This is a genomic window from Flavobacterium amylolyticum, from assembly GCF_048284335.1.
Classification (GTDB): Bacteria; Bacteroidota; Bacteroidia; order Flavobacteriales; family Flavobacteriaceae; genus Flavobacterium.
In genome coordinates this window covers 335,393-357,815 of record NZ_JBLVPG010000002.1, presented here as the reverse complement: position 1 = coordinate 357,815, position 22,423 = coordinate 335,393, and the positions used below count along the sequence as shown (strand labels likewise).

Genomic DNA, 22,423 nt, shown 5'->3' with positions numbered 1-22,423 from the left:
TTTGCTAAAAAATATCTTAAATGGTTTCATATAACACAAAAGACTGGTTTACTTTTATTTTTCGTTTTCACAAAGCAGATACCTTCAGAACTTTATTTCCAATAATGATTGCTATAGGTGCTTATTCTGGCATAGTAGGATATTTAGAAGTAGAATATTTAAAATTAGCTGACACCAGTTATATAAAAAACATCACCATAATGCATGGGATGTTAGGATTTGTGATATCATTACTATTAGTTTTCAGGACTAATACCGCTTATGATCGTTGGTGGGAAGGCAGAAAATTATGGGGTTCTTTAGTTAATAATAGTCGTAATTTTTCAATAAAATTATCCGCTATGTTACCCGAAGAAAAAGACCGCAAATATTTCAGAAAAATGATTCCTGGTTATGCATCTATCTTGCACAAACATTTGAATGACACTGATACAGGCAAACAATTGTTTGAAGATGTAGATTTAGAAATTGACCATCACAAGCACAAACCCAATCAAGTAGCAAAAATGCTATTTCAGAAGATTAATGATTTATATGATTCTAAAAAAATAACAGGGGACCAACTTATCATTTTGAACGACGAAGTCAAATCGTTTACCGATATTTGTGGTGCTTGCGAACGAATCAAAAATACGCCTATTCCCTATTCCTACAGTGCTTTCCTTAAAAAATTTATCTTCTTTTATGTAATGACTTTACCTTTTGGATACTCCTTTAGTTTGGGTTATTATGTAGTGCCAGTTGTTGTATTTATTTTTTATGTTTTGGCTAGTTTGGAGTTAATTGCAGAGGAAATAGAAGATCCTTTTGGAAGCGATGCAAATGATTTACCAACACATAAAATTGCAGCGAATATCAAAAAACATGTGGAAGAATTAATTTAAGTTTTGTTAAACAATGTTCTGGTTCTAATTATTTTCATTAAATTTAGACTTTGCCCCTTTTAAAGTTTAAAAATTATGAATAGTACCCGTGCTTTTATAAATCCACCACATTTATCAGACGAGAAATCGTTAAAAACATTAGTAGAAAACAGAACCGTTTACTCTTTAAACCATTGCGAACTGAATCTTTTTGAAACATATGAATCTTCTACGTTAGTTCCTTTAAAATTTAATGATTTTGTGGTAACCAGCATGTTGCGTGGCAAAAAAATAATGCACCTCTTAGACGATCCAAGTTTTGTCTATTTACCTGGCGAAACCGTTGTCATTCCTTCAAACGTGCAAATGAAAATCGATTTTCCTGAAGCTTCAAAAAATAACCCGACACAATGTTTGGCTTTGGCTATAGACCAAACTAAAATTACAGATACCTTAGATTTTTTGAATGAAAGATACCCCAAAGAAGGAAAAGACCAGTTCTGGCAATTGAATTTCCAAAATTATTATTTTTACAATAATGTGGAATTCGCAACGACCATTAATAAACTGATCAAAGAATGCATGAGCACATTACTTACAAAAGATGCTTTGGCCGATTTGACTTTACAGGAATTATTGATTCGAATTATTCAGACACAAACTGCAAAAGCTATAGAGGATGGTTTATTTACCGATCCAAAAAATCCTATCACACAAGTAGTCGAATTCATTCGATTGAATTTGAAAGAAAATATTAGTATAAAACATTTGAGCGAGAAAGCGTGCATGAGTACTACTTCTTTCTATCGATTTTTCAAAAGAGAAATAGGCATGAGCCCAATAGAATTTGTGATTAGCGAAAAAATGAGATGTGCCAAACAATTACTAAAAAATCCTTCGATACAAATTAATGAGGTTGGGTATTTATCAGGATTTGAAAATTGTAATTACTTTATTCGTTTGTTTAAAAAACATGAAGGGATTACTCCTAAACAATATCAATTATTGTACGTAAACTAGATTATTCTATAAATGCAACGGGTTCAAGTGACAATTCTTCCTCTGGAGTAAAAATTCTATATTCGATTCGGAATGTTTTTTTCAATGGTGTTTCTAAGGAAAATCCTCCCGCTCCAAACGCATCTATTACACCCAAAGTAAAATGTGCATGTTTCCAATATTCAAATAAATCTTTGTCTACCCAAAATTCAGTATTTTCAATTGTACCTATACATACGTCACCCATTCTTTGATAAAACCCGCCTTTTTCAAAACATTGTGGTTGCGTTCCTTCACAACACCCTCCTGCTTGATAAAACATCAAATCACCATGTTTTTCCTTTAAAATAGTGATTAATTCTATTGCTTCTTCTGTGGCATCAATTCTTTTTATCATTTTTTTACTGTTTTTTTTACAAAAATATTTTAAAATATGTTTATGGTTGGGCTATAAAATTACCGCTACTTTGCAGATTCATTATTATTTAAGAAACTCAATTTGTCGCAAAATCCGTATATTCCATATACCATTTTAATTGATTTCAATCAACTATATCCCTTTAAAAATAAACCTGACAAATCATACAATCTGTCAGGTTTGAAATTAACCCTTAATTTGTTATCAACTAAAAGAAACCTAATTTCTTTTTGTCATAAGAAATCAACATGTTTTTTGTCTGACGGTAGTGTCCAAGCATCATTTTATGGTTTTCTCGACCAATACCGGATTGTTTATAACCTCCAAAAGGAGCGCCTGCAGGATAAGAATGGTATTGATTAATCCAAACACGACCCGCTTGAATTGCTCTTGGAACCTGATATATTTCGTGTGCGTCACGGGTCCAAAGTCCTGCTCCTAAACCATACATTGTATCATTTGCGATAGCAATAGCCTCTTCGGTAGTTTTGAAAGTGGTCACCGCTAAAACTGGTCCGAAAATTTCTTCTTGAAAAATACGCATCTTATTGTGTCCTTTGAAAAGAGTAGGTTTGATATAATATCCTCCCGCTAAATTTCCTTCCAAATGATTTTCTTCCCCTCCAATTAATACTTCTGCACCTTCATCTTTTCCTAATTTAATGTAAGTTAGAATTTTTTCTTTTTGAACCAAAGATGCTTGTGCTCCCATCATAGTAGTTCTATCTAAAGGATTTCCTAATTTGATTGCCGCTGTTCTTTCGATTACTCGGGCAATAAATTTATCATAAATATCTTCGTGAACTAATAGTCTGGACGGACTCGTACATATTTCTCCTTGATTTAAAGCAAACATTACCGCTCCTTCTATAGCTTTATCAAAGAAATCATCATCAGCATCACCAACGGATTTCATGAAAATATTTGGAGATTTTCCTCCAAGTTCTAAAGTAACCGGAATAATATTTTCAGTAGCATATTGCATCACTAAACGACCTGTAGTTGTCGAACCTGTAAAAGCAGCTTTTGACACTTTTTTATTGGTTACTAAAGCTCTTCCAAGTTCTGCACCAAAACCATTAACAATATTGATAACTCCCGGAGGTAAAATATCGCCAATCAATTCCATCAAAACCAGAATGGAAATTGGCGTACTTTCTGCTGGTTTTAAAACAACGGTATTACCTGCTGCTAATGCTGGCGCAAGTTTCCAAACAGCCATTAAAATTGGGAAGTTCCAAGGTATAATTTGAGCAATTACGCCTAAAGGTTCGCTTAAAGCTATGGAAACAGTTTGCGAATCCAGTTCAGCGATGGAACTTTCCTCAGCGCGAATTACACCTGCAAAATATCTAAAGTGATCAATTGCCAAAGGCATATCTGCTGCCAACGTTTCACGAATGGCTTTTCCGTTGTCAATAGTCTCCACAGTTGCAAGATATTCCAGATTATCTTCTATCACCTGAGCAATTTTATTTAATAAGTTACTGCGTTCTGATACAGATGTTTTTCCCCATGTCTGGAAAGCTTCATAGGCAGCATCAACAGCCAAATCTAAATCTGCTTTGGTGGAATGTGCGGCTCTTGTAAACACTTTTCCGTCTATGGGAGAAACTACTTCAAAATATTGCCCGCCTATGGGCGCAACAAATTTGCCCCCTATATAATTATCATATGTTGCCTTAAAATCAGGTCTTTTTACCACGTTATCCATGTCGTTATCTATTTATGTTTTATCAAATATACCTTCATCCTAATTCTTAGAATAGCACAATTCATTCAACTAATAGCATTAAATTTTCATATCTATTTTTTTAACCTAATTTTATTATTTATTTCATATTTATTTATGATTTATATCAGCTATTTGTTATTTAAAACACTTACATGATACTTTAAATCAGTTATAAAAAACCAAAAAAATTGTTTTTTACTCCAAACTGCAATCCTTATATTTGCAACCGAGACCGAAGGTCGAACTGACGAAGTAATCGCATTAAAATTTAAAGATGAAAATATCTTACAACTGGTTAAAACAATTCATTAAAATAGACTGGAACTCCGAAGAAACAGCAGCATTGCTAACTGATTTAGGTCTGGAAGTAGAAATTGTTGACAAATACCAATCAATAAAAGGTGGATTAGAAGGCATTGTTGTGGGACATGTTCTAACCTGTATTCAACATCCGGATGCCGACAGATTAAAAATAACTACCGTAGATTTAGGAAATGGTGTTCCTGTTCAGATTGTTTGCGGTGCAAATAATGTTGCTGCTGGACAAAAAGTACCTGTTGCTACGATTGGGACTACATTATACGACGCAGCAGGAGTTGCTTTTTCGATCAAAAAAGGAAAAATACGCGGACAGGAAAGCCACGGAATGATTTGTGCTGAAGATGAATTAGGTCTTGGTGATAACCATGACGGAATTATGATACTGGATGAAGCATTACTACCTGGAACTCCTGCTGCAACGGTTTTCAAAATTGAAAATGACGAGGTTTTTGAAATTGGCTTAACACCCAATCGTGCCGATGCTATGAGTCATCTTGGAACTGCACGCGATTTAAGAGCAGGAATGTTACAAAGTGGTGTTAATGTAGAATTAATTACACCTTCAGTGAGTAATTTCAGAGTGGATAAAAGAACTTTGAAAATTGATATTGATGTTAAGGAACCTAAACTTGCTCCTAGATATTGTGGCGTTACTATTTCTGGACTTACTGTAAAACCATCTCCAGCTTGGCTACAAAACCGATTGAAAGCAATTGGAATAAATCCAAAAAACAATATTGTCGATGTAACAAATTATGTTTTACACGAATTAGGTCAACCATTACATGCTTTTGACGCTTCAAAAATTAACGGTAAAATAGTAGTTCAAACGCTTCCTGCCGGAACAAAGTTTACAACGCTTGATGATGTAGAAAGAACCTTACACGAGGAAGATTTAATGATTTGTGACGAAAAAGGACCTTTATGTATTGCAGGTGTATTTGGTGGAAAAAAATCAGGAGTGTCTGAAAATACGAATTCAATTTTCTTAGAAAGTGCTTACTTTAATCCGGTAAGCATTCGTAAAACGGCTAAGAGACATCAACTAAATACTGATGCTTCCTTCCGTTTTGAAAGAGGAATTGACCCAACCATCACGGAATATGCATTAAAGCGTGCTGCCTTATTGATTCAAGAAGTAGCAGGAGGAGAAATAACTTCGGATGTTATCAATGTGTACCCGAAAAAAATTGAAGACTTTTCGGTGTTTTTAAACTTCAGTAAAGTGGCTAAAATTATTGGCCAAGAATTACCCAAGGATACCATAAAGAAAATATTAGTTTCATTAGATATCAAAGTAAACAGCGTTTCCGATGCGGGACTTGGATTGACAATACCGTGTTACCGTGTTGATGTACAAAGAGAAATAGATGTTATTGAAGAAATATTAAGAGTATACGGATACAACAACATTAATTTTTCAAAAAAACTAAATGCTACAGTCTCCAACTCACCAAGAAACGAAGATTATAAAATACAAAATACGATTGCCACACAATTGAACTCTCAGGGATTTAATGAAATGATGGCCAATTCGTTGACTACTGCCTCTTACGTTGCCCTTTCGGAAGAATTAGATGCATCGCATAATGTAACCATGCTAAATCCTTTGAGTGCTGATTTAGCAACAATGCGCCAGTCTTTATTGTTTTCTGGATTAGAAGCGGTATCGTATAATATCAATCGTAAAAATCCAGATTTAAAATTATTCGAATTTGGGAAAACATACCATAATTATCTTGCAGGCTATGAGGAGAAAAAGCATTTAAGTTTATTCCTTACAGGAAATAGAAACCAGGAAAGCTGGACTAATACTCAAAAACCTTCGGATTTCTTTTTATTCAAAGGATATGTAACAGGAATATTATCAAGATTGGGCATTCAAAAAACACAGCATTTGCCTGTAGTCTCAGATATTTTTTCTGAAGGAATCGCTATTAGCGTTGGAACCGAAGTACTGGTAGAATTAGGAGTAGTTAAAAAATCAATATTAAAACATTTTGGAATTAAACAAGAAGTGTTTTATGCTGATTTTAATTGGACTTTGATTCTTAAATTGATTTCAACTAAAATAAAATATACCGATATTGCAAAATATCCAGAAGTACGTAGAGATTTAGCGTTGTTAATTGATCAAAATGTAAGCTACGAAAGTATCTTTAATATTGCTCGTCAGACAGAAAAAACACTTTTAAAAGACATTAATTTATTTGATGTTTATGAAGGGAAAAATCTTCCAGAAGGCAAAAAATCATATGCGTTGAGTTTTACGATTCAAGACAATTCAAAAACGCTGACAGATACTCAAATTGATAAAATTATGAGCAAACTGCAAAAGAATTTTGAAACTGAACTTGACGCTAGTTTAAGATAAATTTTGGTTTTATAAATTAAAAAATCCAGATTCTAAAATTAGAATCTGGATTTTTTTTAAACTTTTTTTAGAATTTATTTTTTAAATAGTATACATTTTGGTTCTTAATTCCTGAACTTTTTCATCGTCAAGGTAATCGTCAAATGTCATGTAGCGATCAATTGCTCCGTTAGGAGTCAATTCAATAACTCTATTAGCAACAGTTTGAGAAAATTCATGATCATGTGTGGTAAAAATAACCGATCCTTTGAAGTTTTTCAAAGAGTTATTAAAAGCTGTAATAGATTCTAAATCTAGGTGATTCGTTGGTTCATCAAGCATTAATACATTCGCTCGTTCCATCATCATTCGAGACAACATACAACGCACTTTTTCTCCTCCAGATAGCACTCGACAGGTTTTTAAAGCCTCTTCGCCGGAGAAAATCATTTTCCCAAGAAAACTACGAATATTTACCTCATCACGCTCTTCTTCGGTCTTTACCCATTGACGCAACCAGTCTACAAGAGAATAATCGCTCTCAAAAAACGAATGATTTTCTACTGGCAAATACGCTTGGTTAGTTGTAACTCCCCAATCATAACTTCCAGAATCCGCTTTTTGATTTCCGTTTAATATTTCATAAAAAGCAGTTGTAGCTCGAGAATCTTTCGAGAAAAGAACAATTTTATCCCCTTTAGCCATATTTAAATCTACTCCTTTAAACAGGACGTCACCTTCAATTGAAGCACTTAAATTTTGTACATTCAAGATTTGATCTCCTGCTTCACGTTCTTGATCAAAAATAATCGCAGGGTAACGACGACTTGATGGTTTTATCTCCGAAATATTAAGTTTATTAATCATTTTTTTACGAGAAGTAGCTTGTTTTGACTTGGCCACATTCGCAGAAAACCGACGAATAAATTCTTCTAATTCCTGTTTCTTTTCTTCGGCTTTTTTATTTTGTTGGGCACGCTGTTTTGCAGCTAATTGGCTTGATTCATACCAAAAAGTATAATTTCCGGAATAATGATTTATTTTACTAAAATCAATATCCGAAATATGCGTACAAACGGAATCTAAAAAGTGTCTGTCGTGAGATACTACAATTACTGTATTTTCATAGTTGGCCAAGAAATTTTCTAACCACGCTATGGTTTCAAAATCCAAATCATTGGTAGGCTCATCCATTATAAGTAAATCAGGATTTCCAAAAAGCGCTTGTGCCAAAAGAACACGAACTTTTATCTTTCCTTCCAAATCTCCCATCAACATATAATGATACTCCTCTGTAATACCTAGATTTGATAACATCGATGCAGCATCCGAATCAGCATTCCATCCATTCATTTCTTCAAATTGCACTTGCAACTCCCCTATCCTGTCTGCATTTGAATCATTGTAATCTAAGTACAAAGCATCCATTTCTTTTTTGATAGCATACAAACTTTTGTTTCCCATCATAACGGTTTCAAGAACCGTACTTTCGTCAAACATATTATGGTTTTGGTTTAAAACCGACATACGTTTTCCTGGTTCCAAATGAATATGTCCCGAAGTAGGATCCATTTCACCGGCAATAATTTTAAGAAAAGTAGATTTTCCAGCGCCATTGGCTCCGATAACGCCATAGATATTACCGTGTGTAAAGGTAGTATTTACTTCGTCAAACAAAATTCGTTTGCCAAACTGAACTGATAAATTATTTACTGTTAACATGAATATTTATTTTATAAAATTTTTGCAAAAATACGAAAAAAAATACTGATTTATTGAATTCCAAAAAAACACATTTTCAATAGGTGCATTTTAATGAATATTAAAATAATTTTCAAAAAAAACCTGACACAAAAGTCAGGATTTAAAAACTACTAATAAAAAAAATCTTAATTTTTGTGTTTACAGCAATTTTTTTAAACTCTCATACACTGCTAATTCTACATCAGCAGCACTTCGCGTATTGCATTTCTCTAATAAATCAACCAATACCGTTGGATTTATTTTTTGCTTTTTATCCATTACAAGTAAAAGCTGCTGGGATAAGTCACTTAAACTTTTTGACAAAGGTAAAAGTGGTTGTACCAGCGGAGCATTTGCACTCAAAGTAATTAAATCCACATTCATGACAATCCACTTCTTAAAAAAATCAGTTACTAGTACTTTATTTTCCTTACTTTTATTCGCTAAATACGCACTTACAGCAACATTAAAATCTAGTGCTTCCAAGGCATCTGCATTGCAAGCATCCGCAAATAAGGTTAATGGAGAATGCATCCGGTATTTCTTTCCGCCACCATTGCGTTTATAATTTTTCAATGGTTCACAAAGGTTCGAAAAATTATTCAATACACGCGTATCTTGATTGTTACTGATGTTTCTCAGAATCACTTCTTTGTTTCTAATATGAGAAATTCCAAGTTCTTCTAATCTAAATGAAATTGTTTTCAATCTTTTACGCATGCTGTTCATGTCCTTCACCTCCTCATTAGACCAAAGTCGCTCCGCAATTGCGGCAGTTCGTGGCCAAATTCTGGAATCAATATTTAATGGTGTCACCAGTTCACTCCACATGGCCGCTTCGCCTCCTAAAACCCTTGTTTTTTCCTGGGGAGTAAGGATAATAGTTTTGGGTATGGGATCATTCAAATAATGACTTTCGACTCCAAGCATTAAATCAATATAATACCCATTGGACAAAACAGTATTGTACCCACTTTTAGCAGCTTTGATTAATGCTCCTCCAGCGGTTTGTCCTTCATTAGTTCCTCTCCAAGCATGAATTATAGCGTCTTTAGACATGTTTTCAGTCATTATTTCTTCCCAACCCATCAATTTTTTATTGTGTTTTTTGAGCATTGAAATTAACTTCATATTAAAATAAGTCTGCAAATCATGGTTGTTGACTAAATTATTTTCATTTTTAAATTTCTGGATAGCAGGATTTGCATTCCATTCTTTTCCATTATTCTCGTCACCACCGATATGAAAATAATTACTTGGAAATAACGGACAAACTTCATCAAAAATCGAGTTTAAAATTTCATATGTTTTTGCATTGGTAGGGTCTAAAGTTGCATTGAAAATTCCTGAATTTCTTTGGACTTCATACGTGATTTTTCCTTCTCCTACTTTACTTCCTATTTCCGGATAAGCAGTTAGCAACGCCGATGCGTGTCCAGGAACATCTATTTCAGGAATGACTAGAATCCCTCTTTCATCCGCATACTGTACAATATTTTTGATTTCTTCCTGAGTATAAAAATTTCCATCTGAGGCTAATTCCGTCAATTTCGGATGGTTTTTTATTTCAATTCGCCATCCTTGATCGTCCGCTAAATGCCAATGAAAAACATTCATTTTCATTGAAGCCATGGCATCCAAATTTCTTTTAATAACATCTACCGGCTGGAAATGTCGGGCCGCATCAATCATCAATCCTCTCCACGTAAATCTTGGCGAATCAAGAATCTCAACCGTCGGAAAATAATATGACGTACTGTTATTTTGTAGCAATTGCAACAGAGTCTCCAAACCATGCAAAGCCCCTAAATCGCTTGTGGCATTAATTATTATTTTATTGGAAAGGATAGTTAGTTGATAACTTTCATCCTCGTTAATCTCTATTTTTCCGTAACGAACACAATTTATTTGCAATTCGGCTTCGGGTTTTTCATTGACTTTTGTCAAAAAGCTTTGCTCCAAAAACAACCCCGTCCTGCCATCCAATCTTCGTAGGAAGTTGGTTGCGCCTATAAAAATTCTTGGATTTGGATTTCCGGTAATATTTACTTTAAAATTTTTGGTTAAAGCGAAAGTACCACTAGTCAAATTTATACTTTGCGGCCAAGGCATCAGGTTTAATTGCTCATTGGTAATTTGCGCATTCGAAACAAAACTTCCCAATAATAGGATTAAAAAGTATTTCATAATGTATAGGTATTCAAAGTGTTTTTAATAGTCAAAACGTTTAAATGCTTCAATAGCCTCGTATTCAGCCAACCCTAAATCGTCATACAATTTTGCTGTATGCTTGTTTCGGTCTTCTGCACGCACCCAAAATTCTCGAGAATCATTGCCTTGAAACATCACACGATCTTTTTGAGATTGATGGTATAAGATAGCGTGTCTTTTTAGCATTACTTCTTCTGGACTTAACGGGACCGCCATATCTATTTCATGAATTCCCCATTCATGCCAAGCACCGCGATACAACCACAGCCAGCAATCATTCATAAACGATTGTGGTTTTAACGCTGCCATAGCAGCAAAAACAGCATTGAGACAAACCTCATGTGTTCCATGTGGATCAGCAAGATCACCAGCGGCAAAAACCTGATGGGGCTTTATTTTTTCTATAATTGCTTTTACAATAGCAATATCCTCCGCTTGTATTGGGTTTTTCTTTATTTGTCCTGTCTCATAAAAAGGCATATCCAGAAAATGAATATTTGTTTCTTTTAACCCAATGTACCGCACGGCTGCATATGATTCACGCCGTCTGATAAGTCCTTTAAGTTTTCGAACCTCAAGAGAATCCATTTGGTTTTCTGACTTGTTGTTCAAAAAATCGACAGCCGATTTAAAGTTTGTTTTAGTGGCATCAGTATCCACAAAATCAGCACATACTTCCGCAAACTTTAATGCTTCTTCATCCGTAACCGCTATATTTCCAGATGTTTGATACACGACATGAATATCGTGTCCTTGTCGTATTAATTTAGAAAAAGTACCGCCCATAGAAATAACATCATCATCCGGATGCGGACTAAAAAGGATGATTCTCTTCTTAGCAGGATTCGCTCTTTCGGGTCTGTTGGTATCATCGGTATTAGGCTTTCCTCCTGGCCATCCAGTTATAGTATGTTGCAATACATTGAACATGTTTATATTTAAATCGTAAGCTGAACCTTCTAAAGCCAAAAGATCAGACATTCCATTATTATTATAATCCCTATCAGTAAGTTTTAGTATGGAGCGATTTGTTTTTAAACACAACCAAACAATCGCTTTACATTTTAGTTCCAAAGTCCAATCACAGTCTTGAACGAGCCACGGTGTTTTAAATCGGGCTAGTTCGGAAGCTGCCGATTGGTCTAAAACAAAAGTGGTATTAGTATGGTTTTGCAAAAATGTTGCTGGGGTTTCAGGGCTCATTTCTCCTTGAATAGTTGTTTTTATCACTTCTGCTTTATTCTGACCCCAGGCCATCAAAACAATTCTTTTGGATGTAAGAATAGTAGAAATACCCATCGTAATGGCTCTTTTGGGAACATTTTCGATTCTATTAAAATCAGAAGAAGCATCAACCCTAGTGATGTGATCTAAAGTAATTATTCGAGTTCCTGAATTGATATGAGAGCCTGGCTCATTAAAACCTACATGACCCGTCCGACCAATTCCTAACAATTGAAAATCAAGTCCACCTACCTTTTTTATTTTATTTTCATATTCAATACAATATTGTTTGAGTGTATCTATTGGTATTGTTCCATCAGGAATATTTATATTTTCAGGTTTAATATCAATATGATTAAACAAATGCTCGTGCATAAAATAATGATAGCTGTGGTGGTTTTCTTTTTTCATTGGATAGTATTCATCCAAATTAAAAGTGACTACATTACTAAAACTAAGTCCATCTTCTTGATGCATTCGAACCAATTCTTCGTATACCTTAATTGGTGACGAACCTGTTGCTAGACCTAGAATACAGGATTTGTTTTCAGACTGTTTGAATAGAATCAATTGTGCAATTTCTTGAGCAACTATTAAAGACGCTTCTGAAGCATTTTTGAAAATTTCATTGTGAATTTTTTCAAACCTTGTTTCCTCAAATTTGCCGGCACTTTCATAACTGATGTCTGGTACATTTTCTAAAGCACTTTTCATAGGGTGTTTTTTATACTGATTTATAAAGATAGGTTTTTTTATAAGAGTTTAAAAAAATTAAAATCGCAGATATATAATTCTTAAATTATATAGTGAAGTTCATTGAATCCTAAAAAGAGTATACCATTTCTACTGCTCAAGAGTATTCTACAGCAAGCGACAAATTAATCCTAGTGCAGGAATTAGGAAAAAATTTGAAAAAAAAACATCTTTTTTTAACAATTAGTGAATATTCAATAATTATAACAATATTTAGTCTAAATTATTTTTTTTTAATTTACTTAACAAATATATTTACGGTCTTACAGCTTTAAAACTATTTAATTACAATCATTAACCAATGCATACTTATGAATTCAGAACAAACAAGGTCTAACAATTCCGCCCTTTATACGCTTATAACAGTATTTTTCTTTTGGGGTTTTATTGGAGCATCAAACGGTATTTTTATTCCATTTTGCAAAGCTAAATTTGGCTTAGACCAATTTCAAAGTCAACTAATCGATTTCGCTTTTTATGGGGCTTATTATATTGGAGCTTTATTACTTTTCATTTTTAGTAGTATTGCAAAGAAAGATATTCTAAATGGATGGGGATTCAAAAAAGGAATTATTTATGGATTATTAGTCAGTACATTTGGAGCCGTATTAATGATAGTGGCCGTAACACAAGGTAGTTATTTATTTATTCTTGGCGCTTTATTTATAGTTGCACTTGGTTTTTCATTGCAACAAACATCAGCACAACCTTTTGCAGCCTCTCTTGGTGAACCCCATTCTGCATCAAGCAGATTGAATCTTGCCGGAGGAATTAATTCATTAGGAACTACGATAGGCCCCATTGTTGTTTCCATCGCTTTGTTTGGAGTTATTGCGGGAGTAAATATCGAAGAATTTGCTCAAAAACCAGATTCATTGGATTCAATGAGAATCTTGTATGTATTTGTTGGAGGTCTGTTTTTATTGGCTGCAGCCTTATTCCATTTTTCTAAAAAATTACCGGCAGGAAAAAGTGATTCTACTTTTGAAACGGCTAATAAAGCAATGAAAACCCTTATTGCAATTACTGTAATTCTGGTAGCTATTTTTGCTTATATCTTTTCTCGTTATGAAGACCCTCAATTTATTAGTCGTTTTATAGACAACAAAGAAAAAGATTTCTTAGGATTAGCTTTGACCGTTTCAACCCTTTTAGTTGTGGTCATTGGATTATTCTTCGCTAATACAACTGCTCAAAAAAATCCTGAAGGATGGGGTGCTATGAAATACCCACAATTAGTATTAGGGATGCTGGCACTGTTTGCTTACGTAGGTGTCGAAGTAACCATTGGAAGTAATCTTGGAGAATTATTGGTAACTGCTGACTTTGGTTCTATTTCTGGTCCTGCTTTGGCACCTTATATGTCTATGTATTGGGGTAGTTTAATGATTGGACGCTGGGCAGGAGCTATTACTGTTTTCAACCCGTCATCACAATTAAAGAAAATTTTACTTATTGTTATTCCTTACGTAGCTTTTGGTGTAGTACTGACCGCTAATGCAATTTCTGGCCAAGATGTTACACCATTATATGCCTATTCCTTTGTAATTTTGTTTCAAATTGCTGGTTTCTTTTTAGGGAAAGACCAACCTTCAAGAACCTTAATGATTTTTGGTTTAATGGGAATGACAGCCATGCTTATTGGTTTATTCACAACGGGGACTATCGCAATTTTTGCTTTTATGAGTGGCGGATTATTCTTAAGTATTATGTGGCCTTGTATTTTCTCACTGGCAATTGCCGGATTAGGAAAATACACATCTCAAGGTTCTGCTTTTTTAGTAATGATGATTTTGGGTGGTGGAATTATCCCTCCATTACAAGGAAAGTTAGCAGATATAATTGGAATTCATACCTCTTATTTTATTCCAGTTTTATGTTTTGCTTTCATCGCATTCTATGGTTGGAAAGTAATTGGGATTCTAGAAAAACAAGGTATTGGAAACGAAATAGAAGTTGGTGGAGCACACTAATTTCACACAGAAACACCAATAATTAAACAAATAAAAAAGCGATTCAAATAAGATTTTGAATCGCTTTTTTTAGCTAATGCCATATCATTAGTATGCTTAAATAAAAATGTACTAGGTTACCTAACCTATAAAAAAACAAATAAGCTGTCTCTTTGAGAACTTTTATTTGTTTTTTTATATTAACCTTAATCTTACTAATTTATTTTAAAACTGTAAACTCAATTTTTGAATCATTATAAATTTTGTGTGCCTGTTTCTTAAAATCTTCAGGTTTAGCATAGAATATATTATCCACAAAGGTTTGCGGATTCAAATCAATTAATGGAAACCAGGTACTTTGTACTTGAATCTGGATTTTATGTCCTTTTTTGAATGTATGAAAAACATCTTGTAACTTGATATTTAACGCCGTTTTTTCATTAGCCACAAAAGGCTCTGGTTTTGAAAAACTATTTCTAAAACGTCCACGCATTACTTCGCTACGCACCATCATGTGATAATTACTCATTTTTAAATAAGAAGCAACGTCTTTTGTCTCTGGTTCATCTTTCGGGAATACATCAATTACTTTAACAATCCAGTCCGCATCAGTTCCTGTAGTTGAAACTTGCAGTTTAGCTATAATTTCTCCAGCTAAAGTTGTATCGTTATTTAAAACTTCTGTTTCAAAAACCAGCACATCAGGTCGTCTAGCAGCAAAACGCTGATCATCCGTCATGTATTTTCTTGGCGTAAGCCCTTGTTGTTTAATATCCTCTGAATAAGGAACTGGTTTTTTAGGATCACTTACAAATTCCTCAAAAGCAAAATTCTTTTTTGCCATTTTTGACAAACGATTGTCTTGTAAAAAGAAATCTTGTTTTTCAGTATTTTGTGGAGGCCACGAATCATAAGTTTTCCATTCTTTAGCACCTGAATCAAAAACATAGGCTTCGGGTAATTTATTTTCTCCTTTTGCGCTATTTTTTAAAAAATGGCGGAAAAAATTAGCTTCGATATTTTTTTGATAAAAACCAGAAATACTGTCTCCAAAATTAATATTACCAATCACTTGTTTTGCAGAATTTCTAGCCCAATCGCCATGACTCCATGGTCCCATCACGATGGTATTATAGTTTTTACTACTCTTTTCTATAGTACTATATGTGTTTAAAGGCCCGTATAAATCTTCTGCATCAAACCATCCACCTACTGTCATTACAGCTGGCTTTATGTTTTTCAAATGTTGTAAAATCCCACGTTTTTGCCAAAAATCATCGTAACTGGAATGGTCTTTCAGCTGTTGCCAAAATTCATCTTCTTTACCATAATACTTATCTAAATTGGATAATGGTCCTGCATCCAAGAAAAATTGGTAATCATCATTTGTTCCTGTATTCGTGAATTTATACCACGGTTCAGTAGTACGTTTTGTTTTTTGTGGTCCAAATAATGGTGTTACTTTCCAATAACTCAACAAATAAGCTCCATTATGATGAAAATCATCAAAAAAGAAATCAGCAATACAGGCTTGAGGTGAAACTGCTTTTAAAGCTGGATGATTGCTTAACAAAGAATAGGTTGCATAAAAACCTGGATAGGAAATTCCCCATGTTCCAACATTTCCGTTATTATTTGCTACATTTTTAACCAGCCAGTCAATAGTATCATAAGTATCCGAGGCTTCATCGGTGTCTTTTTTACTTTTTTTGTTAGGTAAAAAACCGCGCATATTGTCGTATAAACCGTCACTCATAAAGCGACCACGAACATCTTGATAAACAACAATATATCCCTCTTTCATCATGGTTTCACTTGGAGAAATACTTTTTTTAAACTGATTCTCTCCATAAGGTCCTGAATTATAAGGCGTTCTTTGCATTATAATTGGATATTTTTTTGAACCATCTTTTGGAGTGTAAATAGAAGTAAACAACTCTGCACCATCGCGCATTTTAATATGCACTTCTTTTTTGGTATAATTATCAGCAACATAATTTGGTACTTTATCTTGGGCAAAAAGAATTGCACCAATAAAAAAAAGAGAAATACTTAGTGATTTTTTCATGAATTTTTTTAATTAAAATAGTTTTTAAAGATAAAAAAATCTATGAATATAATATCCTTATTTCATCTTTTTTAAAATTGACATATCGCCTTTACTGAGATAAAAAAGTAGAAATATACGCTGTTTATAATTGTTAATTATCTTCAACACTTTCACACCAATAATTCATTTATGAATTCAAATTAGTGGTTTTTTTATCAGATAATCCTTTGTCTTTGTCTTGAATTATTCACATTATTAACCCGAAAAATGAGCGTTTTTACTCATAAAAAGCACATTTTACCTGTTTTAATAACTTTTTTCAGATAATTCGCCTTATATTTGTAAAATAACAAGTTATTTTTTGTGGTTATTAAAGTCTCTTTTTGTACACTTTTAACCCAAAAATTAAGATCCCTTATTTCAGAAAAAAAATCTGAAAAAATCATCTTTTTGCAGTTTACTGCATCTTTTGCCTTTTGGAAAAATTCCATATACAGGCTATTAAATAATCGAAAATAAATAATATGCACATAATAGATTATGCAATCTTTGTTGTTTATATGCTGGCTATGTTAGGCGTTGGCGTATATTTTTTTAACAAAAACAAAACGGCTGAAGATTTTTACGTAAGTGGCCGAAATATGAGCAGCTGGCACATCGGTTTATCCGTTGTGGCCACAGATGTTGGGGGTGGATTCTCAATAGGATTAGGCGGACTTGGCTTTACGATGGGGATATCAGGTTCTTGGATGCTATTTACCGGACTGCTTGGCGCTTGGCTCAGTGCCGTTTTTCTTATTCCAAAAGTAAGTGCGTTAGGACATAAATATAAGTTTTTTACTTTTCCGCAAATATTTGATCATTTTTATAACGCTAAAGTCGCGCTGTTGGCCGGAATTATTTCAGCTATTGGATATATTGGATTTACGAGTTCGCAAGTTTTGGCTGGAGCCAAATTAGCTTCGGCAACCATAGAAGGACTTAATTTACAAACAGCACTAATTGTCATGGGACTTATAGCGGTAATCTACACCGCTATTGGAGGATTGAAAGCCGTTATATATACTGATACGATTCAATGGTTAGTCCTGATTGGTGGCTTGGTTTTCATAGGGATTCCAGTTGCCTACAATGCCGTGGGAGGGTATGACGCAATCAAAGCTACATTATCCCCTGAATATTTATCACTGACCAATGTAAAATGGTATCAGATTTTAAATTGGTCCATAACCATAATACCCATTTGGTTTGTAGGAATGACTTTATACCAGCGGATTTATGCCAGCAAGGGAGAGAAAGAAGCAAAAAAAGCATGGCTGATCGCCGGTGTTTTTGAATGGCCCATAATGGCATTTATGGGCGTGATTCTGGGAATGCTGGCGAAAGTGGCCGCTACCAAAGGAATGTTTGACGGTATTACAGATGCAGCCAATATGGACAGCGAAATGGGATTGCCTATTTTACTGGCAACCATACTTCCTGTAGGATTAATGGGACTGATGCTTTCTTCCTATTTTTCGGCTATACTTTCTACTGCGGACAGTTGCTTAATGGCGGCTTCGGGAAATATTGTCACCGATATTATTGCTAAATTTTCTAAAAAAGAATTAAGTCATAAAAAAGAACTGCGACTTTCACAAATGGTCACCTTGATCGTTGGTTTTCTTGCTATTTTAATAGCTTCCCAAATGCAAAATGTATTAGAACTGATGCTTTACTCCTATGCTTTCATGGTGTCCGGATTATTTGTTCCGGTCATAGGCGCTTTATTTTGGAAGAAAAGCCATCCAACAGCTGCTTTTTGGAGCATGCTTTTTGGGGGTGCCACCACAATCCTGCTAATTGTTACAGAGAATAAACTTCCTTTAGGATTAAAACTGCCGGAACATTTAGATGCAAACCTCTATGGAATAAGTATTTCTCTTATTTTATTCATTACAATATCACTCTATTACAACAACAAAAAAGAAAGACAAAATGGAATTCAAACAAATTAATGCTACTACTGGAGAAGATACAATTTATACCAATCAAATTGTTGCACTATTCCTTTATACCCATTTAGAACAATATGGTGACACCATTGAAGACATTCAGAAATGTATTGATTATGCCATGAATCCAGTCAAAGGAGGAAACATTGTAGTGGGAATCGAGGAACAAAAAATCGTAGGGGTCGTGATTTTAAACAACACAGGGATGAAAGATTTTATTCCCGAAAATATTTTGGTATACATTGCCGTGGACAACAGCCAACGCGGAAAAGGGTTTGGAAAACAATTGATGCAAAAAGCAATATCGATTGCCGAAGGAAATATCGCACTGCATGTAGAGCCGGACAATCCTGCCAAAAAACTATATGAAAAACTAGGCTTTACAAATAAATATTTGGAAATGCGCCTCATAAAATAGTCCAAAATGGAAAATTCAAACCAGTATACCGATTCACTTGTGCAGTTAAGAAAGGAATTACACAAACATCCCGAGGTTTCAGGTAAAGAAGTTGAAACTGCTAAACGTATTTATTCATTTCTCGAAAATCACCCTCCTGATGAATTGATTACCGGAGTAGGAAAAACTGGCGTAGTCGCAATTTACAAAGGTAAAAAAGCCGGAAAAACAGTATTATTTAGATGTGAGCTAGATGCTCTGCCTATTGAAGAGACGAACGTTTTTGAACATCGATCACGTACAACTGGAATTTCCCACAAATGCGGACACGATGGTCACATGGCTATTCTCTGCGGTTTAGCTGCTGAAGTGTATCAGAATAAACCGGAATCAGGAACTGTCATTTTATTATTTCAGCCGGCTGAGGAAGATGGCAGTGGTGCTCAAAAAGTATTATCGGATCCAAAATTTGCTTCTTTGCACCCCGATTATGTATTTGCTTTACATAATTTACCGGGGTTTCCACTCAATCAGATTGTCGTAAAAAACAATATTTTTACTTGTGCAGTTCATAGCATGATTATTAAGCTGAAAGGAAAGACAGCCCATGCCGGAGAACCTGAAAAAGGAATTAATCCTGCATTAGCAATAGCAGAAATTACAACTAAATTTAATGCAATTATTCAGAGAGACATTTCAAAAGAAAAATTTTGTCTTATTACACCCATTTACACAAAAATGGGCAAAAAAGCCTATGGTGTTTCAGCTGGTTCAGGAGAAATTCATTTTACTGTACGTAGTGACAGTAATTTGCAAATGAAAAAAATAGAATTGGTTTTAGAAAATTTAGCAAAATCAATTGCAAAAGAATGTGAGCTGAAATGTAAGATTCGATGGATGCAAGGTTTTCAAGCCAATGAGAATCATGAAACCGCTGTAGCAATCATCAAAAAGGCAGCAAAAATTAATAATTTTGAACTATTCGAAAAAGAAAAACCATTTACTTGGGGTGAAGATTTTGGCTTGTTTACACAACACTATCCCGGCGCCATGTTTGGACTGGGTTCAGGAATACACACACCGGCTTTACACAATCCTGATTATGATTTTCCTGATGAAATTATTGCAACTGGAGTAGCTATTTTTCATCAAATCAGTAAACAAATTACAAATGCACACTAATTCACTTATCGAGCTTGATCGCTCCGCGTATCAAAAAAATATTAATTTTTTAAAAAATACTTTTGGAAAAAAAGTACTGGTTTCCTCTGTTGTAAAAGGAAATGCTTATGGTCATGGAGTACAGCCGTTTGTGGCTATGGCATTTCAATGTGGCATAACTCATTTTTCTGTTTTTGATGTTCAGGAAGCTAAAGTCGTAAAAGCAACACTACAGGACAAAGCAACTATTCTGGTTATGGGACTCGTTCAGGATGAAGATATGGAATGGGTAATAAAAAACGATATTGAATTCTTTATTTTTGATAAAAGCCGCCTTACGATAGCTATGAAAACCGCTAAAAAACTCGATAAAAAGGCAACTTTGCATATTGAAGTAGAAACGGGAATGAACCGAACCGGTTTTGAAAAAAATGAACTGAATACTGTGATTGCTTTTTTAAAGAAACACGTACAACATCTTAATTTCAAAGGACTTTGCACTCATTATGCCGGAGCCGAAAGTATCGCTAATTATTACAGAGTGGACCAGCAAATCCAGAAGTTTGAAGAAATTTACACCTTTTTTTGTAAAAACGACTTAAAACCGGAAATTAGACATTCCGCATGTTCAGCAGCATCCATAATGTTTCCGCAAACCAGAATGGATATGGTGCGCATTGGAATAATGCAATACGGATTGTGGCCCAGTCCAGAAGTATTTGTTACGTATCTCAATTCTAAAAAGAACAAAACAGATCCACTGCAACGCGTTATCACTTGGAAAAGTGCAATAATGAGCGTTAAAAAAGTAAATATTGGTGATTTCATTGGTTATGGAACCAGTTTTATGGCCAAAAGGAAAATGAAAATCGCAGTGATACCTATAGGATATTGCCACGGATACAGTCGTTCTTTGAGCAACCAAGGCCGTGTACTGATACTTGGACAACGCTGTGTTGTAGTCGGCTCCGTAAACATGAACATGATGACCGTCGATATTACTGATATTGAGATGGCAAAAAAAGAAGACGAAGTAGTGCTGATCGGCACACAAAAAGAACTTTCTGTTTCTGTCGCTTCCTTTAGTGATTTCAGTAATCAACTCAATTATGAATTATTAACTCGGATTTCTAAAGCAATTCCACGTAAAATTATAGAATAATGGCCTTTATAAAATTATACCGAAAAAAATTACAGGAAAATTATCAATTTTTAGACCAAACATTTAAATCAAGAAACATCCAGTGGGGAGTAGTTTCAAAACTCTTATGCGGAAATAAAATTTATCTCAAAGAAATCATCGCCTTAGGAGTCCGTGAAATTCATGATTCCAGAGTAAGTAATTTAAAAAAAATTAAAGGACTAGATCCCGAAATTCAAACCGTCTATATTAAACCCCCAGCAAAACGAAGTATTGAAAGCATTGTGCGATATGCCGATATTAGTTTTAACACTGAGATCTATACGATTCAATTGCTTTCGGATGAAGCTGTCAAACAAAACAAAACGCATAAAATCATCATCATGATTGAAATGGGTGATCTTCGAGAAGGCGTTATGGGAGAAGAATTAATAGAATTTTACGGTACCATTTTAAAAATGCGTAACATAGAAATATCAGGTATTGGGACCAATCTTAATTGTCTTAGCGGTGTAATGCCTACTCAAGATAAACTAATTCAATTGAGCTTATACAAACAGCTAATTGAAGCTAAATTTAACATTAGTATTCCATTCGTCTCCGGTGGAACCTCAGTTGCGATTCCTTTGATATTGAAAAATGCCCGACCTATGGCTGTGAATCATTTTCGAATAGGAGAAGCACTTTTTTTTGGCAAAGATTTGTTTACAGGAAATACTATCGAAGGAATGCACAATGATGTTTTTAAATTATATGCTGAAATTATCGAAATTACTGAAAAGCCAAAAACACCAACAGGTGAATTAGGCGAGAATGTTGCCGGAAATTCCTTTTCTATGAACGAAGTCACTGATTTAGGAATCACTTCCCTGAGAGCCATTCTAGACATTGGTTTATTAGACATGCAACCCCAATACATCGAATCTGATGATGCTGACATTACCATTGTAGATGCCAGTTCTGACATGTTAGTTATTGATATTTCTAATTCTAAAAAGACCTATAAAATAGGAGATTTAGTCGCTTTTAAAATACGATATATGGGTGCATTGTATCTTTTAAATTCTGATTATATTGAAAAAATAATCGAATAAAACCACATTACTTC

At 34.3% G+C, this 22,423-nt stretch carries 15 protein-coding genes; 9 read left to right on the top strand and 6 right to left on the bottom strand.

Annotated features, from left to right (window positions below):
- Positions 1-20: 20 nt before the first annotated feature.
- Together ACNQF9_RS07705 and ACNQF9_RS07700 are read left to right on the top strand one after the other, a co-directional pair.
- Entirely contained in the window at positions 21-884 is an 864-nt protein-coding gene (locus ACNQF9_RS07705; RefSeq protein WP_417960112.1) for a bestrophin family protein, read from the top strand.
- A gap of 75 nt (positions 885-959) precedes the next feature.
- On the top strand, positions 960-1,883 hold the full coding sequence (locus ACNQF9_RS07700) for an AraC family transcriptional regulator (protein ID WP_417989970.1): 924 nt from the start codon (positions 960-962) through the stop codon (positions 1,881-1,883).
- Position 1,884: 1 nt separating this feature from the next.
- Here ACNQF9_RS07700 and ACNQF9_RS07695 read toward each other — a convergent pair whose 3' ends face one another.
- Together ACNQF9_RS07695 and ACNQF9_RS07690 are read right to left on the bottom strand one after the other, a co-directional pair.
- Positions 1,885-2,259: a DUF779 domain-containing protein gene (locus ACNQF9_RS07695; RefSeq protein WP_417989969.1), complete on the bottom strand. Its 375-nt coding sequence runs from the start codon at positions 2,257-2,259 to the stop codon at positions 1,885-1,887.
- A 229-nt stretch (positions 2,260-2,488) separates the two neighbouring features.
- Positions 2,489-3,994 carry an aldehyde dehydrogenase family protein gene (locus ACNQF9_RS07690; RefSeq protein WP_417989968.1) on the bottom strand — a complete coding sequence of 502 codons (1,506 nt, stop codon included), beginning with the start codon at positions 3,992-3,994 and terminating at the stop codon, positions 2,489-2,491.
- A gap of 295 nt (positions 3,995-4,289) precedes the next feature.
- Here ACNQF9_RS07690 and pheT point away from each other — a divergent pair, with 295 nt between their 5' ends.
- Positions 4,290-6,710: a phenylalanine--tRNA ligase subunit beta gene (pheT, locus tag ACNQF9_RS07685; protein ID WP_417960116.1), complete on the top strand. Its 2,421-nt coding sequence runs from the start codon at positions 4,290-4,292 to the stop codon at positions 6,708-6,710.
- An 81-nt stretch (positions 6,711-6,791) separates the two neighbouring features.
- Here the strand turns inward: pheT and ACNQF9_RS07680 are convergent, their stop codons facing one another.
- The 3 genes from ACNQF9_RS07680 to nagB all read right to left on the bottom strand — a co-directional run bounded on the left by ACNQF9_RS07680 (position 6,792) and on the right by nagB (position 12,581).
- Entirely contained in the window at positions 6,792-8,411 is a 1,620-nt protein-coding gene (locus ACNQF9_RS07680) for an ABC-F family ATP-binding cassette domain-containing protein (protein WP_417989967.1), read from the bottom strand.
- Between the two features lie 180 nt (positions 8,412-8,591).
- Positions 8,592-10,619, bottom strand: a complete 2,028-nt coding sequence (locus ACNQF9_RS07675; RefSeq protein WP_417960118.1) for a beta-N-acetylhexosaminidase — start codon at positions 10,617-10,619, stop codon at positions 8,592-8,594.
- Between the two features lie 24 nt (positions 10,620-10,643).
- Positions 10,644-12,581, bottom strand: coding sequence for a glucosamine-6-phosphate deaminase (gene nagB, locus ACNQF9_RS07670; RefSeq protein WP_417960119.1), 1,938 nt, complete (start codon positions 12,579-12,581; stop codon positions 10,644-10,646).
- Between the two features lie 350 nt (positions 12,582-12,931).
- Here nagB and ACNQF9_RS07665 point away from each other — a divergent pair, with 350 nt between their 5' ends.
- Complete coding sequence (locus ACNQF9_RS07665; protein WP_417960120.1) at positions 12,932-14,593, top strand: MFS transporter; 1,662 nt, start codon at positions 12,932-12,934, stop codon at positions 14,591-14,593.
- A gap of 199 nt (positions 14,594-14,792) precedes the next feature.
- Here ACNQF9_RS07665 and ACNQF9_RS07660 read toward each other — a convergent pair whose 3' ends face one another.
- On the bottom strand, positions 14,793-16,640 hold the full coding sequence (locus tag ACNQF9_RS07660; protein WP_417960121.1) for a CocE/NonD family hydrolase: 1,848 nt from the start codon (positions 16,638-16,640) through the stop codon (positions 14,793-14,795).
- 506 nt (positions 16,641-17,146) lie between these two features.
- Here ACNQF9_RS07660 and ACNQF9_RS07655 point away from each other — a divergent pair.
- The 5 genes from ACNQF9_RS07655 to ACNQF9_RS07635 are packed head-to-tail and all read left to right on the top strand — an operon-like array spanning position 17,147 to position 22,409.
- Positions 17,147-18,619: a sodium:solute symporter family protein gene (locus tag ACNQF9_RS07655; protein WP_417989966.1), complete on the top strand. Its 1,473-nt coding sequence runs from the start codon at positions 17,147-17,149 to the stop codon at positions 18,617-18,619.
- Entirely contained in the window at positions 18,600-19,034 is a 435-nt protein-coding gene (locus ACNQF9_RS07650; protein ID WP_417960123.1) for a GNAT family N-acetyltransferase, read from the top strand. Before ACNQF9_RS07655 ends, ACNQF9_RS07650 begins: the two co-directional genes overlap by 20 nt.
- Before the next feature lie 6 nt (positions 19,035-19,040).
- The gene (locus ACNQF9_RS07645) at positions 19,041-20,195 is read left to right on the top strand and encodes an amidohydrolase (RefSeq protein WP_417989965.1); all 1,155 of its coding nucleotides are present in this window, start codon (positions 19,041-19,043) and stop codon (positions 20,193-20,195) included.
- The gene (gene alr / locus ACNQF9_RS07640; protein ID WP_417960125.1) at positions 20,185-21,336 is read left to right on the top strand and encodes an alanine racemase; all 1,152 of its coding nucleotides are present in this window, start codon (positions 20,185-20,187) and stop codon (positions 21,334-21,336) included. Before ACNQF9_RS07645 ends, alr begins: the two co-directional genes overlap by 11 nt.
- On the top strand, positions 21,336-22,409 hold the full coding sequence (locus ACNQF9_RS07635) for an alanine/ornithine racemase family PLP-dependent enzyme (protein ID WP_417960126.1): 1,074 nt from the start codon (positions 21,336-21,338) through the stop codon (positions 22,407-22,409). Before alr ends, ACNQF9_RS07635 begins: the two co-directional genes overlap by 1 nt.
- The last annotated feature ends 14 nt before the right edge of the window (positions 22,410-22,423 follow it).

Excerpts from the sequence above, each read along its gene's own strand:
- ACNQF9_RS07705 (WP_417960112.1), top strand. The coding sequence starts at position 21 with ATGGTTTCATATAACACAAAAGACTGGTTTACTTTTATTTTTCGTTTT.
- ACNQF9_RS07700 (WP_417989970.1), top strand. The coding sequence starts at position 960 with ATGAATAGTACCCGTGCTTTTATAAATCCACCACATTTATCAGACGAG.
- ACNQF9_RS07695 (WP_417989969.1), bottom strand. The coding sequence starts at position 2,259 with ATGATAAAAAGAATTGATGCCACAGAAGAAGCAATAGAATTAATCACT.
- ACNQF9_RS07690 (WP_417989968.1), bottom strand. The coding sequence starts at position 3,994 with ATGGATAACGTGGTAAAAAGACCTGATTTTAAGGCAACATATGATAAT.
- pheT (WP_417960116.1), top strand. The coding sequence starts at position 4,290 with ATGAAAATATCTTACAACTGGTTAAAACAATTCATTAAAATAGACTGG.
- ACNQF9_RS07680 (WP_417989967.1), bottom strand. The coding sequence starts at position 8,411 with ATGTTAACAGTAAATAATTTATCAGTTCAGTTTGGCAAACGAATTTTG.
- ACNQF9_RS07675 (WP_417960118.1), bottom strand. The coding sequence starts at position 10,619 with ATGAAATACTTTTTAATCCTATTATTGGGAAGTTTTGTTTCGAATGCG.
- nagB (WP_417960119.1), bottom strand. The coding sequence starts at position 12,581 with ATGAAAAGTGCTTTAGAAAATGTACCAGACATCAGTTATGAAAGTGCC.
- ACNQF9_RS07665 (WP_417960120.1), top strand. The coding sequence starts at position 12,932 with ATGAATTCAGAACAAACAAGGTCTAACAATTCCGCCCTTTATACGCTT.
- ACNQF9_RS07660 (WP_417960121.1), bottom strand. The coding sequence starts at position 16,640 with ATGAAAAAATCACTAAGTATTTCTCTTTTTTTTATTGGTGCAATTCTT.
- ACNQF9_RS07655 (WP_417989966.1), top strand. The coding sequence starts at position 17,147 with ATGCACATAATAGATTATGCAATCTTTGTTGTTTATATGCTGGCTATG.
- ACNQF9_RS07650 (WP_417960123.1), top strand. The coding sequence starts at position 18,600 with ATGGAATTCAAACAAATTAATGCTACTACTGGAGAAGATACAATTTAT.
- ACNQF9_RS07645 (WP_417989965.1), top strand. The coding sequence starts at position 19,041 with ATGGAAAATTCAAACCAGTATACCGATTCACTTGTGCAGTTAAGAAAG.
- alr (WP_417960125.1), top strand. The coding sequence starts at position 20,185 with ATGCACACTAATTCACTTATCGAGCTTGATCGCTCCGCGTATCAAAAA.
- ACNQF9_RS07635 (WP_417960126.1), top strand. The coding sequence starts at position 21,336 with ATGGCCTTTATAAAATTATACCGAAAAAAATTACAGGAAAATTATCAA.